Source organism: Micromonospora sp. ATCC 39149, from assembly GCF_000158815.1.
GTDB lineage: Bacteria > Actinomycetota > Actinomycetes > Mycobacteriales > Micromonosporaceae > Micromonospora.
The window spans coordinates 4,031,408-4,032,639 of sequence record NZ_GG657738.1 but is presented as its reverse complement, the minus strand read 5'-3'; the positions used below and the strand labels follow the sequence as shown (position 1 = coordinate 4,032,639).

3 protein-coding genes are annotated in these 1,232 nt (G+C 73.1%); all 3 read left to right on the top strand.

Annotation, left to right across the window (positions count from 1 at the left end; translation table 11 throughout):
- Positions 1–410 (top strand): type VII secretion protein EccB (locus MCAG_RS17325; RefSeq protein WP_036373881.1); only part of this gene is annotated, 410 nt, incomplete at its 5' end.
- Between the two features lie 104 nt (positions 411–514).
- Entirely contained in the window at positions 515–883 is a 369-nt protein-coding gene (locus tag MCAG_RS17320; protein WP_036373879.1) for a hypothetical protein, read from the top strand.
- The coding region (locus MCAG_RS17315) for a WXG100 family type VII secretion target (protein ID WP_036373876.1) at positions 876–1,232 on the top strand (357 nt) is incomplete at its 3' end. The genes MCAG_RS17320 and MCAG_RS17315, both read left to right, overlap by 8 nt.

Below are 1,232 nucleotides of genomic sequence, written 5' to 3'. Positions count from 1 at the left end.
CCACCTACCGCAGGCCGACCGCCGACGCGCCGCCCACCACCACCCTGGAGGTCTTCGACCGGGTGCCGGCCGAGCTGACCGGCCCGGCCGGCACCCCGGTCCGGCAGGGGGACCGGGACGCGGTCCGGACCGCCGAGCAGGTGCTGCTGCCGGGCGGGAAGGGCGTCCTGGCCCAGGCCGCCCCGGGCGCCGGGGAGGGCGACGCGGGCGCGCCGGGCTCGACCGTCTACCTGATCACCGCCCAGGGGGTACGTCACCCGATGGGCACCCGGTCGGGCGACGCGCTGGCCGCGCTCGGGTACGGCGGGGTGTCGCCGCTGGCGGTGCCCGCGTCGCTGCTGGCCCTGATCCCGACGGGTCCCGTCCTGGAACGCCAGGACGCGCTCGCCTACTTCGCTCCGGGCTCGTGACGGGCCCGCTCGTCCATGGGGTCCTCGTCACGGGTCGCCCGGTTTGGCCCCCGTCCACTAACCTGATCCTTGCCAACGGTTATCGACGACATACGGGGAATGCCATGACCGGGCGCACGACAGTCGACGTACTGTCCCTAGAGGACTTTCAGCGGCGGTTGGCCGCGCGGCTCGCCGAGGCCGAGGCCGTGCTCAAGAAGCTCAGCACCGAGTTGCAGTGCCGGCCGCCGGATCTGGGCACGTTCGCCGACGCGACCAGCAACGCCCGGCGCTACTCGGCCTTGCAGGCGAGCTACGCCCAGCGGGTCGAGCGGCTCCGCGACGCGGTGAAGGCCGCGCAGAGCGCGACCGGCACGATCCTCACCAACTACCGGACCACCGAGGCGCGCAACGCGGCCAACGCCGCCGACATTGCCGCCGCGCTCACCGGGGTCGACGACGCGCTGAACGGGAGGGACGACCCTCGTGTCTGAGTACACCGCGCGCTACCAGCATGTCAGCCACCAGGAGCTGTACGAGGCCGTGCGGGCTGGCGACCCCGAGCAGGTCGACGGGCTCGCCACGAGCTGGAACTCGATGAAGGGCACCCTCGACGACCTCGCCCGCGACCTGCGCGGTGACCTGGAGAAGCTGGCCAACGGCTGGACGGGCGACGCCGGCCAGGAGTTCCAGCGCCGGGTGTCGCTGATCGTCGACTACTCGTCCACCCTCTCGGAGGGGATGGCCGACGTGCGCCAGGGGCTGACGCTGATGGCCACCGACCTGCGCACCGCGCAGAAGGAGGCGGAGAGCCCGGCCGAGACCGACGACCACGACAAGGCG

Excerpts from the sequence above, each read along its gene's own strand:
- MCAG_RS17320 (WP_036373879.1), top strand. The coding sequence starts at position 515 with ATGACCGGGCGCACGACAGTCGACGTACTGTCCCTAGAGGACTTTCAG.